Source organism: Sagittula sp. MA-2, assembly GCF_030126985.1.
Taxonomy (GTDB): Bacteria; Pseudomonadota; Alphaproteobacteria; order Rhodobacterales; family Rhodobacteraceae; genus Sagittula.
In genome coordinates this window covers 3642525-3656870 of sequence record NZ_CP126145.1, presented here as the reverse complement: position 1 = coordinate 3656870, position 14346 = coordinate 3642525, and the positions used below count along the sequence as shown (strand labels likewise).

The 14346-nt window shown below is 68.5% G+C and carries 12 protein-coding genes; 8 read left to right on the top strand and 4 right to left on the bottom strand.

All coding sequences use genetic code 11. The features are described from left to right. Window positions 1-142: 142 nt before the first annotated feature. Window positions 143-1039: an alpha/beta hydrolase gene (locus QNI11_RS17835; protein ID WP_283981173.1), complete on the bottom strand. Its 897-nt coding sequence runs from the start codon at window positions 1037-1039 to the stop codon at window positions 143-145. 269 nt (window positions 1040-1308) lie between these two features. Here QNI11_RS17835 and dnaE point away from each other — a divergent pair, with 269 nt between their 5' ends. From dnaE to QNI11_RS17820, 3 genes are all read left to right on the top strand, one after another. Next, on the top strand, window positions 1309-4809 hold the full coding sequence (gene dnaE / locus QNI11_RS17830; RefSeq protein ID WP_100929275.1) for a DNA polymerase III subunit alpha: 3501 nt from the start codon (window positions 1309-1311) through the stop codon (window positions 4807-4809). A gap of 152 nt (window positions 4810-4961) precedes the next feature. Then, window positions 4962-5918 carry an MGMT family protein gene (locus tag QNI11_RS17825; RefSeq protein WP_283981172.1) on the top strand — a complete coding sequence of 319 codons (957 nt, stop codon included), beginning with the start codon at window positions 4962-4964 and terminating at the stop codon, window positions 5916-5918. Window positions 5919-6001: 83 nt separating this feature from the next. Beyond that, window positions 6002-6628, top strand: coding sequence for a glutathione S-transferase family protein (locus QNI11_RS17820; RefSeq protein WP_283981171.1), 627 nt, complete (start codon window positions 6002-6004; stop codon window positions 6626-6628). 173 nt (window positions 6629-6801) lie between these two features. Here QNI11_RS17820 and QNI11_RS17815 read toward each other — a convergent pair whose 3' ends face one another. After that, a complete protein-coding gene (locus QNI11_RS17815; RefSeq protein WP_254698121.1) occupies window positions 6802-7008 on the bottom strand; it encodes a SlyX family protein in 207 nt (68 codons plus the stop codon). Window positions 7009-7149: 141 nt separating this feature from the next. Here QNI11_RS17815 and hisS point away from each other — a divergent pair, with 141 nt between their 5' ends. From hisS to hisG, 3 genes are read left to right on the top strand one after another with little or no spacing between them, the layout of a single operon-like run. Continuing rightward, window positions 7150-8622 (top strand): histidine--tRNA ligase, encoded by a 1473-nt coding sequence (gene hisS, locus QNI11_RS17810; RefSeq protein ID WP_283981170.1) that lies wholly within the window; start codon window positions 7150-7152, stop codon window positions 8620-8622. Beyond that, entirely contained in the window at window positions 8619-9713 is a 1095-nt protein-coding gene (locus tag QNI11_RS17805) for an ATP phosphoribosyltransferase regulatory subunit (protein WP_283981169.1), read from the top strand. Before hisS ends, QNI11_RS17805 begins: the two co-directional genes overlap by 4 nt. Further along, window positions 9710-10405 (top strand): ATP phosphoribosyltransferase, encoded by a 696-nt coding sequence (hisG, locus tag QNI11_RS17800; protein ID WP_100929280.1) that lies wholly within the window; start codon window positions 9710-9712, stop codon window positions 10403-10405. The genes QNI11_RS17805 and hisG overlap by 4 nt, the downstream gene beginning before the upstream one ends. A gap of 94 nt (window positions 10406-10499) precedes the next feature. Here the strand turns inward: hisG and QNI11_RS17795 are convergent, their stop codons facing one another. Together QNI11_RS17795 and yghU are read right to left on the bottom strand one after the other, a co-directional pair. Next, window positions 10500-11813: an AarF/ABC1/UbiB kinase family protein gene (locus QNI11_RS17795; RefSeq protein WP_283981168.1), complete on the bottom strand. Its 1314-nt coding sequence runs from the start codon at window positions 11811-11813 to the stop codon at window positions 10500-10502. A gap of 109 nt (window positions 11814-11922) precedes the next feature. Further along, the gene (gene yghU / locus QNI11_RS17790) at window positions 11923-12756 is read right to left on the bottom strand and encodes a glutathione-dependent disulfide-bond oxidoreductase (RefSeq protein ID WP_283981167.1); all 834 of its coding nucleotides are present in this window, start codon (window positions 12754-12756) and stop codon (window positions 11923-11925) included. 69 nt (window positions 12757-12825) lie between these two features. On the opposite strand from yghU, the gene QNI11_RS17785 reads away from it, so the two are divergent. Both QNI11_RS17785 and QNI11_RS17780 read left to right on the top strand, forming a co-directional pair. Then, on the top strand, window positions 12826-13302 hold the full coding sequence (locus QNI11_RS17785; protein ID WP_283981166.1) for a YdcF family protein: 477 nt from the start codon (window positions 12826-12828) through the stop codon (window positions 13300-13302). A gap of 125 nt (window positions 13303-13427) precedes the next feature. Then, window positions 13428-14321, top strand: coding sequence for a hypothetical protein (locus QNI11_RS17780; RefSeq protein ID WP_283981164.1), 894 nt, complete (start codon window positions 13428-13430; stop codon window positions 14319-14321). Window positions 14322-14346: the final 25 nt, after the last annotated feature.

Below are 14346 nucleotides of genomic sequence, written 5' to 3'. Positions count from 1 at the left end.
ATCCTCTCGGGGACCGGCCTTTTTTTTGCCGGATTAGGACGGGGGCTGTGCCCTGTTGGGCTGGTCATGCCGCGTAATGTGATATCGTGATGGATGCCGTTGCCGGTCCGACGTGGGCGGGTTTCGCGACGTGTCCTGTCGCTCAGGACTTGAGGAAGTCCGCGATGCGGTTGACCGCCGCCTTCACGCTCAGGATCGAGTTGTGACCGCCGTGCGGGAAGACCGCGACCTCCGTATTGGGGCTGAGGTTTCTCAGCTTCTCGACGTCGCTGACCGGCGCGGCCCAGTCGTCCTGCGCGTGGACCGCCAGCAGGCGCTCGGTCCGTTCGGAGGCGATGGGATGCCAGGGCAGCGACAGGTGGAAGGGCGCGCCGAGTTCGCTGACGCGGTCCACGAATAGGTCGAGGCAGCGCCCGGAGAGCCCGTATTGTTCGCCGCCGTTGCGCACCAGACGCACGAGGTCCAGCGGCGTGGACACAAGCACCACGCGGTCGCAGCGCAGCCCGCCGTCGAGCGCGAAGAGCGCGGCGTTGGAGCTGACGCAATGGCCCACGATGCCGTCATAGGGGCCGTGCGCCGCGCAGGAGCGGTGGATCGCCTCCGTGATGTCGCGCATGGAACAGACGGTCTGCGCGTGGTGCATGTGCCCCGGCAGCACGGTCACGTCGACCGACAGCCCGGCCTGATCCAGCGCGCGCAGAAGGCGGGTGAACTGGCGGTAATGGCCGTCGTGCCCCGGCACCACCAGCACGCGGCGCGCGCCGGGGCGGTGGCTGTGGCGCATGATCGCCATGTCGTCGTCGATCGGCAGGATCTCGAAACGGTGGCGTCCCTTGGCGGAGAGCTCGTCGATGAAGCCGTGGGTCGAACTGAGATAACGTTTCGCCAGAACGTCCGCCGTGCGCGACGGCGCGACGGCAGCCGCCACGACAAGCGCAAGCCGTTTGAGCCGCGCCTTCAGCGTGAGCGGGGGCGCGGGATCGAATGCGGCCTCTTGCTCCGCGAGGGCGGCGCTGGAGAGTTCTGTTGCGTCGTTCATGGCGGGGAAACGGTGTACTTGCTGAAGAGCGGGGACCTACGGGACGTTTTCACAAAATCCAGCCTGAGGGCGAATAAAGGCATGAGTGGGGCCGGATTGTTGATATTTTGCGCACAGCGGGACACGGGTTACATCTCAGAGTAGTCTACGCGACCGGCGTGTCTGGGGGAAGGGGAGACACCAATTCGTGTAGCCGACCTCCGGGTTTCTGTCATCTTTCGCGTCGCGGGGTGTTCCAGCCGGTCCGTGAAACGCTGTAGTCTGCGGCCATGGCAGATCCGCGATTCATTCACCTCCGCACCCACACCGAATATTCCCTGCTCGAAGGCGCGCTCCGGCTGAAGAAGCTGCCGGGCATGTGCGCCGACATGGGGATGCCCGCCGTGGCGGTCACCGACACCAACAACCTGTTCGCCGCGCTGGAATTTTCCGTGGGCGCCGCCGGGGCGGGCGTGCAGCCGATCATCGGCTGCCAGATCGACCTGCGCTATTTCGAGCACGCCCCGGGCGAGCGGATCAGGCCGCCGGCGCCGGTGGTGCTGCTGGCCCAGACGGAGCGCGGCTACGAGCATCTGATGAAGCTCAATTCCTGCCTGTACCTGCGCCGCGACAACGAGCTGGCGCATGTGACGCTGGACGAGCTGGAGGCGCATTCGGAGGATGTGATCTGCCTGTCGGGCGGGCCGGACGGGCCGGTGGGGCGGCTTCTGCGCACCAATTCGCGGGCGGCGGCGCAGACGCTGATGACCCGGCTGCATTCGATCTTCGAAGACCGGCTGTACGTCGAGCTGCAGCGCCACCCCGGCGAGGACGGCACGCCGCCGGAGGCGGAGCAACTGACGGAGCGCGGCTTTGTCGAGATGGCCTACGAGATGGGCCTGCCGCTGGTCGCGACGAACGACGTCTATTTCCCGAAGTCCACCATGTACGAGGCGCATGACGCGATGATCTGCATCGCGGAGGGCGCCTATGTCGACCAGCAGGAGCCGCGCCGCCGCCTGACGCCGCAGCATTACCTGAAGACCCCGCAGGAGATGGCGGTGCTGTTCGCCGACCTGCCGGAGGCGCTGGAAAACACCGTCGAGATCGCGAAGCGCTGTGCCTTCATGGCCTATCGCCGCGACCCGATCCTGCCGCGCTTTGCCGACGACGAGGTGACGGAACTGCGGCGCATGGCCAACGAGGGGCTGCAGGCGCGTCTGGCCGTGATCCCGCATGCCGTGCCGGTGGAGGAATACCAGAAGCGGCTCGACTTCGAGCTGGGGATCATCGAGGGGATGGGTTTCCCCGGCTACTTCCTGATCGTTGCGGACTTCATCCAGTGGGCCAAGGACCAGGATATCCCGGTCGGGCCGGGGCGGGGGTCGGGCGCGGGGTCGCTGGTGGCCTACGCGCTGACGATCACCGACCTCGACCCGCTGCGCTATTCGCTGCTGTTCGAACGCTTCCTGAACCCGGAACGCGTGTCGATGCCCGACTTCGACATCGACTTCTGCATGGATCGCCGCGAGGAGGTGATCCAGTACGTGCAGCAGAAATACGGACACGACCGGGTGGCGCAGATCATCACCTTCGGCGCGCTCCTGTCGAAGGCGGCGGTGCGCGACATGGGCCGGGTCCTGCAGATGCCCTACGGGCAGGTGGACCGCCTGTCGAAGATGATCCCGGTGGAGGGGGTGAAGCCCGTCTCCATCGAGCAGGCGCTGCGGGACGAGCCGCGGCTGGCCGAGGAGGCGCGGAACGAGGAGGTCGTCGACCGGCTGCTGAAGTACGGGATGCAGGTGGAGGGGCTGCTGCGCAGCGCCGGCACGCACGCGGCGGGGGTGGTCATCGCCGACCGCCCCACGGACGAGCTGGTGCCGCTCTACCGCGACCCGCGCTCCGACATGCCGGCGACGCAGTTCAACATGAAGTGGGTGGAGCAGGCCGGTCTGGTGAAGTTCGACTTCCTCGGCCTGAAGACGCTGACGGTGATCCAGAACGCCATGGACCTGATCTTCAAGTCCGGGCGCCCGCTGCATGTCGCCGCTGACGGCACGCAGCTTTACGAGCCGCCGGAGGGGGCGGAGAACCAGATCAACCTTATCCCGCTGGACGACAAGGTCACCTACAAGCTCTATGCCTCGGCCAAGACGGTGGCGGTGTTCCAGGTGGAAAGCTCGGGCATGATGGATGCGCTGAAGCGTATGAAGCCCACCTGCATCGAGGACATCGTGGCGCTTGTGGCGCTGTACCGCCCCGGCCCGATGGAGAACATCCCGGTCTATTGCGAGGTCAAGAACGGCCTGCGCGAGATCACGTCCGTCCATCCGTCCATCGACCACATCCTGGCCGAGACGCAGGGCATCATCGTTTACCAGGAACAGGTGATGCAGATCGCGCAGGAGATGGCGGGCTACTCGCTCGGCGGCGCCGACCTGCTGCGCCGCGCGATGGGCAAGAAGATCAAGGAGGCGATGGACGCCGAACGGCCCAAGTTCGAACAGGGCGCGGCGAAGAACGGGGTGGAGAAGAAGAAGGCCACCGAGGTCTTCGACCTTCTGGAGAAGTTCGCCAACTACGGCTTCAACAAGTCGCACGCGGCGGCCTACGCGGTGGTCAGCTACCAGACCGCGTGGCTCAAGGCGAACCACCCGGTGGAGTTCATGGCGGGCGTCATGAACTGCGATATCCACCTGACTGACAAGCTGGCCGTCTATTTCGAGGAGGTCCGCAAGGGGCTGGGCCTGCCGTGGGTGCCGCCCTGCGTGAACCGCTCGCTCGCGACGTTCGACGTGGTGGAGGGGCAGCTGGTCTATGCCCTGGGCGCACTGAAGAACGTGGGCCTCGAGGCGATGAAGCTGGTGGTGGAGGGGCGTGACGGGCGGCCGTTCTCGACCGTCTTCGACTTTGCCCGCCGCGTGGACCTGAAGAAGATCGGCAAGCGGCCTCTGGAGATGATGGCGCGGGCGGGCTGTTTCGACGTGCTCGACCCGAACCGCCGGCGGCTGTTCGATTCGCTCGACGCGCTGGTGGCCTATTCGGCGGCGATCCACGAGCAGAAGAGCTCCGCCCAGGTGTCGCTGTTCGGCGAGGCAGGCGACGACCTGCCGGAACCGCGCCTGTCGCCGGTGTCCGACTGGCTGCCCGCCGAACGGCTGGCGGAGGAGTTCAAGGCGGTGGGCTTCTACCTGTCCGGTCACCCGCTCGACGATTACATGCCCGCGCTGAAGCGGCAGGACGTGGTGACGCTGGACGAGGTCATGGCCAAGGCCGAGCGCGGCCCGCTGGTGGCCAAGCTGGCGGGCGTCGTCGCCGGACGGCAGGAACGCAAGTCGGCGCGCGGCAACCGTTTTGCCTTTGCGCAGCTGTCGGACCCGACCGGAGCCTACGAGGTCACGCTGTTCTCCGAGACGCTGGAGAAGTCGCGCGAACACCTCGAGACCGGATCGAAGGTCGTCGTCACCGTCGAGGCAACGATGGAGAGCGACCAGCTGAAACTGCTGGGCCGCGCGGTGATGCCGGTGGATGCGGCGGCGGCGCAGGGCGGACCTTCGGGGATGCGGATCTTCGTCGACACGGAGATGGCGCTGAGCCAGATCGCCAGCGTGCTGGGCCGCGCCGCCGAGCAGTTGCCGAAGGCGCCGCGCGCGCCGATCGTGCTGCGGCTGGCGGCGCCGGGCCTGCCGGGCGAGGTGGAGATGGACCTTTCCGAACGCTTCCCCGTCACGCCGGAGATCAAGGGCGCGGTGAAGTCGCTCGACGGGGTGCTGGCGGTCGAGGACTTCTGAGCCGGTCCCGGCGATCGCACGGGGCCTGCGCCGTGTGCGGAGACCGCCGCGGAAAGGGGCGGTTTCCCGCCTGACGGGCAGACCTATCCCATGGGAGAGTGGACCTCGCGTGCGCTGCTGCTGTACGAGGGTCGAAACCGCCAGGGGACGAAATGCGCAAAGTTTTCATCGGAATGTCACTGGTCCTGCTGGCCTCGGGCTGCGGCGATCCCCTGAAGGACGTGCCGCGCCTGGCCGATGTGCCGGTAGAGACCGAGGCCGGGCAGGCCGATGTCCTTGCCACCAGTGCCGATGCCGAAACGCTTCCCGTCGCGCCCGTGGCCGACACCGCGCCGCAGCGGGGCCTGCTGGGTTTCCTGAAGGGCAAGGCCGACGCTGCGCAGGCCACGACGACGGTGGCTGCTGAGGAAGACGCTGCGGCGGACGAGGCCGTCACCGACGATCTGGACGACGTGGGCTCTGCCCCTGACGACGCGGAGGTGGTTGTCGTCGAAGCGGAGGAAGCGCCGCGGCGGCGCGGTCTCTTCGGGCTGGGCGGCGGCGATGTGCAGCTTGCGGCGGCCACGACCTCTGGTGCGCCCCGGGTCAACCGCCGTGCGGCGCCGCGCCCCGGCGCCCCCGACGCGCGCGAGATCGCCTATGGCACCACCGTGCCTTACGGGCAGATCGCCCGGGTCTGCGGCGTGCCGGGCGCAAAGCTGGGGCCGGTCACGCAGACATGGCCCGAAGGCGGCCGGGGCTACCAATTGCACGACAGCACGCCCGGGTCTACCGGCGCGCATACGTTCTACATGACCGGCTTCAAGGACGGCTGCGCACGCCAGTTCACAGCCGCGCTGGTGATCTTCGGCTCGCCGGAAAGCTGGGAACAGATCCACTACGGCCCGGCGGGCGAATCCCTGCCGGTGCTGGCGACCGACGTGGCCTACGAGGGCGTGAAGTCCAAGGTCTGCCGCGTCGGCAAGGGCAAGCCCTGCGGTTCGCGCATGAAGGCGCTGGAGCGGGACACGGTCTTTGTCTCGGTCTACGAGCGGTTCGAGGACAACACCCGCTGGAAGAACATCCTGCTGCACGACGGCGAAGTGGTCGCCATGGACATGAAGAACTGAAGAACTGAGGCACGGCGGCGGGGACGCCTTGTGCTTTCGGTCCGTTCCGTTAGGTTGATATCAAATCGATCCGGGAGGGGCAGATGCTGACCGTCTATGGCGAGGGCCGGGGGTTCCGGGTCGTCTGGCTGCTGGAGGAGATGGGCCTGCCCTACCGCTTCCGCCCGGTCGACATGCTGGCCGGGGTGGAGAACGACCCGGAGTTCCTGCAGATCAACCCCAGCGGGTTCATCCCGGCGCTGGTGGACGGCGACACGGTGATGGTCGAATCCATCGCCATCATGGACTACCTTCTGGCCCGTTACGGTCCGCACCCGCTTGCCCCGGAGCCGCAGTCGGACGCCTTCGCGCCTTACCGGCAGTTCCTCATGATGGGCGAGGCGGGGCTTGCGGGCGCGTCCTACTGGGTGCTGAACGCGCGGTTCCTGCCCACCGAGGCCGAGCGCGACAACCCCACCGTCCGCCACGCGCTGCGCCAGTATCACAACCGGATGAAGCTGGTGCGCCGCCAGCTCGAACGCACGCAGTATCTTGCCGGAGACGGTTTCACGGCTGCCGACATCTCGGTCGCCTATGCGCTGCTCCAGTCCTGGAAAAGCGCCGGGATCGCGCTGGAGGCGCCGGAAGCCGCCTACCTCGACCGCTGCCGCGACCGCGACGGCTTCAGGCGCGCGCTGGAGGTCTGCACGTCGCACGCGTCGTGGGGGTGAAGGCGGGCGTGACGCCGGTCGTGAGGCCGGGCGTGGGAGGTGTGTCCGCTCGTCGGTGGCGAAAGACGGGGCTTTCGGGACTGGTGCGCCCGGCATGCCATGGGTGTGGGCGCTGAGGTTTCCGGGGGAAACCTCGCTTGCCCACCGGCCGCGAAAGACGGGGCTTTCGCGGCCTAGTAATGCGGGGGTTTTTCGTCGCCGAGGAAGATGCTGCCGGCGGTGTCGGCGTCCCGCTGGGCCTCGCGGCGGAGCAGGATTTCCACCCGCCGGGAAACGTCCCGCAATTCGCGGTCCTGTCGGGCCACCACGTCGGACAGGTCGTCGACCGTCCGGAGGAGGTGGGCCATCTGCTCTTCTAGGCGACTCATGTCATCGGTCATGTCCTGGTCCTCCTTCAGTTGGCAGAGGGCTCATGGTTATTTGCATGAGCCCGTCTCCGCAAGGGCAGGCTTGCTTGCCCATGCCACGCCTTCCCGGTAGAGGGTGCGCGACAATGCAGCAGTGTAACCGGGACCGGTGCCATGGCCAAAGTGAAGAAAGCCCCCCGCCCCAAGGCTCAGACGCCCAAGGGGTTCCGCGACTATTTCGGGCACGAGGTGCGTGAGCGCACCGAGATGCTGTCGAAGATCGCCGGGGTGTACCATCGGTACGGCTTCGAGGCGCTGGAGTCCTCGGCGGTGGAGACGGTCGAGGCGCTTGGCAAGTTCCTGCCGGACGTGGACCGCCCGAACGACGGCGTATTCGCGTGGCAGGACGAGGACGACAACTGGATGGCGCTGCGCTACGACCTGACGGCGCCGCTGGCCCGGGTCTATGCCGAGCACCGCAACGACCTGCCGCTGCCCTACCGGCGCTTTGCCATGGGGCCGGTCTGGCGCAACGAGAAGCCGGGGCCGGGGCGCTACCGCCAGTTCTACCAGTGCGACGCGGACACCGTGGGCGCGGCGAGCGTGGCGGCGGATGCGGAGATCTGCGCGATGCTGGCCGACTGCCTCGAAGAGCTGGGCATCCCGCGCGGCGACTACCTGATCCGGGTGAACAACCGGAAGGTCCTGAACGGCGTGCTTCAGGCGATGGGTGTCACCGACGAGGAACAGGCGGCCGCAGTCCTGCGCACCATCGACAAGTTCGACAAGGTCGGCGAGTCCGGCGTGCGCGAGCTTCTGGGCAAGGGGCGGCTGGATGCGTCGGGGGCCTATATCGACGGCGTGGGTCTTGCGCCTGAGCAGGCGGAGCCGGTGCTGGCCTTCCTGACCTCCAAGGGCGCGACCAACGAAGAGACGCTCGCCAACCTGCGCAACGCGGTGGGCGATGCCCCGGTCGGTGCGGAAGGCGTGGACGAACTGGCGGAGATCGCCGACCTTCTGGCCGCGCAGGGCTATGGCCCCGACCGGATCGTGATCGATCCGTCGGTGGTGCGTGGTCTGGGCTACTACACCGGGCCGGTGTTCGAGGCGGAGCTGACCTTCGAGATCCTCGACGAGAAAGGCCGCAAGCGGCAGTTCGGATCTGTCGCGGGCGGCGGGCGCTACGACGACCTCGTAAAGCGCTTCACCGGACAGGTGGTGCCTGCGACGGGCGTTTCCATCGGGGTGGACCGGCTTCTGGCCGCGCTGCGCGAGAAGGGCCGCGTCGGCGGGTCGGAGACCGGGCCGGTGGTCGTCACCGTGATGGACCGCGACCGCATGGCCGATTACCAGGCGATGGTGGCGGAGCTGCGGCAGGCGGGCATCCGGGCGGAGGTCTACCTCGGCAACCCGAAGAACTTCGGCAACCAGCTCAAGTACGCGGACAAGCGCCACTCGCCGGTGGCGGTCATCGAGGGCGGTGACGAGAAGGCGCGCGGCGTTGTGCAGATCAAGGACCTGATCCTCGGCGCGAAGATCGCCGAGAACGCCTCGCTCGAGGAATGGAAGGAACGGCCCTCGCAGTACGAGGTGGCCCGCGGCGACCTCGTGGCCAAGGTGCGCGAGATCCTGGAGGGGCAGGCGTGACCTTGCAGGCCTACAGGGCGAAGGCCTTTGCGCTGCGCGACCGGTTCGAGGCGGCGGGAGCGGTGCCGGTCGACTGTGCCGTGCTGCAACCGGCGGAGGTGCTGCTGGACCTCTACGGCGAGGACGTGCGCACGCGCGCCTTCGTGACCGTCGATCCGGTGCGCGGCGAGGTCATGCTGCGCCCGGACTTCACCGTGCCGGTGGTGCAGATGCACATGGCCGAGGGCGCGGAGCCCGCGCGCTACACCTACGCGGGCGAGGTCTTTCGCCGGCAGGAGGATCATCCCGAGCGCGCGCCGGAGTATTTCCAGGTGGGCTACGAGGTCTTCGACCGCGCCGACCCGGCGCTTTCCGACGCAGAGGTCTTTGCCGCCTTCGCCGATGCGCTGGCGCCCTACGGCCTGCGCCCGGTGGTGGGCGACATCGGCATCCTGACGGCGGCGGTCTGGGGACTGAACACCACCGAGCAAAGGCGCACGGCGCTGATGCGGCACATCTGGCGGCCCCGGCGGTTCCGCGCGCTTCTGGACCGTTACGCGGGCCGGGTGCCGGTGCCCGCGTCGCGCACGGCGCTGCTGGCTGCGGGCGATCCCATGGCGGGGGCGGGGCCGGTGATCGGCCTGCGCTCCGAAGAGGAGATCCGCGCGCGGATCGAGGTGCTGCGCGCCGACGCGTCGGAGCCGCCGCTGGCGGACGAGGAGGTGGCGCTGATCGAGACGCTGCTGAAGGTGTCCGAGGCCTGCCCGCACGCGCTGGAACACCTGCGCGACATCGCCGTGGACATGCCCGCCATCGGCGCGGCGGTGGACCGTTTCGGCGCGCGCTGCGACGCCATGGAGGCGCGCGGCGTGGACGTCACGCACCTGTCTTTCGAGGCGAGCTATGGCCGCACCTCGATGGAGTATTACGACGGCTTCGTCTTCGGGTTCCTCTGCCCGCAGCGGCCGGACTGGCCGGCGGTGGCGACCGGCGGGCGCTATGACGCGCTGACCCGGCAGCTTGGGCAGGGCCGCGAGATCCCGGCGGTGGGCGGCGTGATCCGCACCGGCCTGCTGGTCGACCTGGAGCGGATGCGGGAGGCGGGTCAATGACGATCAAGCTGGGCGTGCCCTCCAAGGGGCGGCTGATGGAGAAGACCTTCGACTGGTTCGGCGCGCGCGGCGTGATGCTGTCGCGTACCGGGTCGGAGCGGGAGTATTCCGGCGCGGTCGAGGGCGTGGACGGCATCGAACTGGTGCTGCTGTCGGCGGGCGAGATCCCGCGCGAACTGGCGGCGGGGCGGGTGCACCTTGGCGTGACAGGCACCGACCTTGTGCAGGAGAAGCTGGTGCAGTGGGACCAGAAGGTTGCGCCGCTGGCGGAGCTGGGCTTTGGCCATGCGGACCTGATCGTGGCGGTGCCGCAGGCCTGGGTCGACGTGGACACGCTGGACGATCTGGACGGGGCGGCGGCGGCCTTCCGCGCGCGGCACGGTTTCAGGATGCGGATCGCGACGAAGTATCACCGGCTGGTGCGGGCCTACCTGCACATGGGCGGCGTGGCCGACTACCAGCTTGTCGACAGCCAGGGCGCGACCGAAGGCACGGTGAAGAACCTGACGGCGGAGGCGGTGGCGGACATCACCTCCACCGGCGAGACGCTGCGCGCCAACCAGCTGAAGATCCTCGGGGAAGAGCCGGTGCTGCGGTCGCAGGCGACGCTGTACCGTTCGCGGGTGGCGGAGCTTTCGGACCGGCAGCGCAGCTCCCTGCGGGCGCTGTGTGACTGCCTGGGAGTCGAATAACCCGAGTCAGGCGGCGTGTCGACAGGGGGAGGCGGCGCAAAGCCCCGCCCTACGGGATGGCGCGCCCCCCGGGGATGGCCCGGACGACCGGCCGTCAGGGCAGGTGGTCGTCCAGCAGCGTGCCCAGCGGCACGCGGGCCCGCATCCGCGTGGCGAGCAGCACCAGACCGGCGAGCTTACGCTGCAGGTGGAGGGCGTCCATGTGCGGCACCTCCGCGTAGCCCTGCGTCAGGGTCAGGTGCTCGCCCATCCGCCGCAACGTGTTGAGCAGCATGGTGTCGCCGAAGTCGAATGGCGTCCGGGACGTCAGCACCGGGCGGATCAGCGCGGCCATGTCGAGGATCGTGTTAACCTGATCGGCGGGCGTCGTGTCGGTGATGAAGCCGGTGTCCGTCAGTGCCAGTCGCAGCGCGTCGGGGTCGCCCCGGTGGGTGGCGTCCAGAAGGGCGCGGAAGCGGGCGGTGCTTTCCGGTGTGAAGGCGCGGGTGGCGCCGAAGTCGAGGAGCACGATGCGGGTGCCGTCTGGTGTCAGCCGGTAGTTGGCGAAGTTCGGATCGGTCTGGACGAGCCGCCAGTGGAAGAGTTCCCGCAGGAAGAGCGTGAAGAGGCGGGTGAGGGCGGTGTCGCGCTGCTGTTGCTCTGCGTCTTCCAGCGTGTCGATCGGGTGGCTCTCGATGAAGTCCATGGCGAGGATGCGGGGAGTCGAGAGGTCGGCATGCGGGCGGGGCACGACGAAGGCGGGGGCGTCCTTCAGGAGGTCGTGGAAGCGCGCGAGGCGGGTGGCCTCGAGGGCATAGTCGGCCTCTTCCTCCAGCTGCGCCGTGGCCTCTGCCAGCAGGGGCGCGAGGTCGAGCGTCTTGGGCAGGAGGCCCGAGGCGCGCAACAGGGTGCCGAGGTTGGCCACGTCGGCGCGGATCGCCTGCGCGATGCCGGGATACTGGATCTTGAGGGCGAGGTCGCGCCCGTCGGCGGCGGTCACGCGGTGGACCTGCCCGATGGAGGCGGCGGCGCGCGGGCGGGGATCGAACTGCCGGAAACGTTTCAGCGCGTCCGGGCCGTATTCCGCCATGAGCACCTGTTTCAACTGGCGGGGCGGCATGTGGTGGGCATCGTCGCGCAGGCGGGCCAGCACGCGGGCCAGGTCGGGCGGCAGGAGGTCGCTGTTCTCCATCGACAGGAGCTGGCCCAGCTTCATCGCGGCGCCGCGCATCCGGGCGAGTTCGCGCGTCAGACGGTTGACGTTGCCGGGGGTCAGGAGGAGGGCGCGGCGGTCGGGCCGCTCGCCGCGCAGCATGCTGCCCGCGGCGCCGAGCGCGGCGCTGCCCGCGATGCCGGTGGCAAGGGAGCCGAGACCCGCGGCACGGGCGAAGCGGGAGCGGGGAACGGCGCGGGGGCGTTTGGGGTCCATGCTGCGCCAGATAGCGGGGTCCGCGGGTCCGGCCAGACGGGCTGTCGCGGATGTGACGCGACGGTGGGGAGGGCAGGGCGGCGCAAAGCCCCGCCCTACCTTGTGTCGGTCAGCCTTTGAGGACGGCGTCGATGTCCGCCGCGCTGTGGCGCTCCTCGACGAAGCCGTCGCCGGTGCGGTTGACGATGCGGCCGCGCTGCACCGGTTCACGCTCCTGCAGCTCGTCGGCCCAGCGGAGCACGTTCTTGTAGCTCTGCACGTCGAGGAACTCGCCCGCGTCGTAGGCCTGCCCGTGCACGGTGCGCCCGTACCACGGCCAGATCGCCATGTCGGCGATGGTGTAGTGGTCGCCCACCATGTAGCGGCTGGAGGCGAGGTGGCGGTCCAGCACGTCGAGCTGGCGCTTCACCTCCATCGTGAAGCGGTTGATCGGGTATTCGTACTTCTCAGGCGCATAGGCGTAGAAATGTCCGAAGCCGCCGCCGAGGTAGGGCGCGCTGCCCATCTGCCAGAACAGCCACGAGAGCATCTCGGCCCGCTGGTCCTTGGGCCCGAGGAAGGCGTCGAACTTCTCGGCCAGGTGCATGAGGATGGCGGCGGATTCGAAGACCCGCACGGGCGCGTCGCCGGTGTGGTCCATCAGCGCCGGGATCTTGGAGTTGGGGTTCGCCTCGACGAAACCGGAGCCGAACTGGTCGCCGTCGCCGATCTTGATGAGCCATGCGTCGTATTCCGCCGCGTGACCTGCGCCCAGCAGCTCCTCGAAGAGGATGGTCACCTTCTGGCCATTGGGCGTGCCCATGGAATAGAGCTGGAAGGGATGATCGCCCACGGGCAGGACCTTGTCGTGTGTGGCGCCTGCAACCGGACGGTTGAGGTTGGCCCAGGTGCCGCCGGACGGCTGGTCCCAGGTCCAGACTTTCGGGGGAACGTATTCGGTCATTGTGGTCTCCTGTCGCTTGCCTGCAACGTAAGGGATGGGGCGGGGAATGCCAGAGGGGGATCTGTGCGGATGCGCGTTGCACTTGTGCTGGGAGCGAAGGTTCAGGAGGACGGCGCGCCGTCGCCCGCGCTGCGCCGCAGGGCAGAGCACGCGGCCGGTCTGTACCTGCGGGGGGAGGTGGGCCGCATCCTCGCCTCCGGCGGGGCGCTGTGGGGCGGTCCGAGCGAGGCAGCGGTGATCGCGCGGGTCTGTACGGAGGCGGGTGTGCCCGAGGCGGCTCTGACGCTGGAGCAGGCGGCCCGGTCGACGGCGGAGAACCTGATGCTGTCGCGACCGCTGCTGGAGGCGCTGGACGCGGCGGAGGTGGTGGTCGTGACGGACGGCTTCCACGCTCCCAGGGTGCGGCTTCTGGCGCGGCGGATGGGGATGGCGGTGCGGCTCTCCTGTCCGGAGGCGCCGCCGCTGCCGTTGCGCCGACGGCTGCCGCTCAGGGCGCGGGAGGGGGCGGCGCTGGCGCTGTGCCTGCTGCGCGGAACGGGGCGCTGAGGGGCGGGACGGGTGGACGGGTCACCATCCGAAGCGTTGCGCCCAACGGGCGTTTCGGCTTGCCGGAATGGTGCCGCGAAGGTTATCATCGCCCCAGAACAAACAGAAAAAACTGTGAGGCAGTAATGAGCAGAATTTTGACGGTCGCCCTGTGCGGCCTTGCGTGGGCTGTGCCTGCGGGTGCGCAGCAACTCGACCATTCCACGGCAATCGGGCTGGGCTACAGCCACCTGTCGCTCGACGGCGAGGGGGCGAATGCGTACTCCCTCGAAGGGGAGAGCATCCTGCGCTTCGGTCAGATCGAGACGGGGGTCGACCTTGGCTTCAACCGGCTGAATGAAGACGGTTCGCGGGTCGACCAGACATCGGTCGAGATCGCGCCGTCCTACTGGTTCACCCCGGGCTTCGGCATCGGCGTCTACGGCGCGCGGGACACGCTCGACTTCGAGGGCACGGACCTGACCCTGAACAGCTACGGTGTCGAGGCGCAGGTGCGTGCGGCCGCGATGAGCGGCACGCTGTTCGTCGGCGAGACGGACGTGGACCTGCTGGGGCTCGACGCCACCACGAAGGACGTGGGCCTGCGGGTGCGCGCCGACCTCACGCCGCAGGCGAGCGTCTGGGGCAGCATGGTGCGGTCGGATATCGAGGACACCGACTCGGACGCCCGCACCTGGGGCATCGGCGGCAGCCTGATGGTCAACGACGGTTTCAGCACCTTCGCCAGCTACCAGTCGAGCGAGATCGACGGCACCGGCGGCGACGTGAACGTAGCGGCCATCGGCATGTCATGGACGACGTTCGTGGGCGGACAGGAAGTCATGCTGAGCGGCGAATACGCCTCGGCCAGCGGGTCCTCGATGCTGGGGTCGTCCGATGGCAACCGCGTGTCTCTGGGCGCGACGATCCTTCTGGGCGATGCGCAGCAGAAGCGGACGCCGGCACATACGGTCACGCACAACACGCTGCGCGGCGAGCGCAACGGCCTGTCGGGGCTTTTCGGGTCCTTCGGGTTCTGAGGGCCTGTCGGCAGACAACGGCTAG

Coding starts and splice junctions, on each gene's coding strand:
- QNI11_RS17820 (WP_283981171.1), top strand. CDS start 6,002: ATGCTGACCGTCTATGGCGAGGGCCGGGGGTTCCGGGTCGTCTGGCTG.
- yghU (WP_283981167.1), bottom strand. CDS start 12,756: ATGACCGAATACGTTCCCCCGAAAGTCTGGACCTGGGACCAGCCGTCC.
- hisG (WP_100929280.1), top strand. CDS start 9,710: ATGACGATCAAGCTGGGCGTGCCCTCCAAGGGGCGGCTGATGGAGAAG.
- dnaE (WP_100929275.1), top strand. CDS start 1,309: ATGGCAGATCCGCGATTCATTCACCTCCGCACCCACACCGAATATTCC.
- QNI11_RS17795 (WP_283981168.1), bottom strand. CDS start 11,813: ATGGACCCCAAACGCCCCCGCGCCGTTCCCCGCTCCCGCTTCGCCCGT.
- QNI11_RS17835 (WP_283981173.1), bottom strand. CDS start 1,039: ATGAACGACGCAACAGAACTCTCCAGCGCCGCCCTCGCGGAGCAAGAG.
- QNI11_RS17825 (WP_283981172.1), top strand. CDS start 4,962: ATGCGCAAAGTTTTCATCGGAATGTCACTGGTCCTGCTGGCCTCGGGC.
- QNI11_RS17815 (WP_254698121.1), bottom strand. CDS start 7,008: ATGACCGATGACATGAGTCGCCTAGAAGAGCAGATGGCCCACCTCCTC.
- QNI11_RS17785 (WP_283981166.1), top strand. CDS start 12,826: ATGCGCGTTGCACTTGTGCTGGGAGCGAAGGTTCAGGAGGACGGCGCG.
- QNI11_RS17780 (WP_283981164.1), top strand. CDS start 13,428: ATGAGCAGAATTTTGACGGTCGCCCTGTGCGGCCTTGCGTGGGCTGTG.
- hisS (WP_283981170.1), top strand. CDS start 7,150: ATGGCCAAAGTGAAGAAAGCCCCCCGCCCCAAGGCTCAGACGCCCAAG.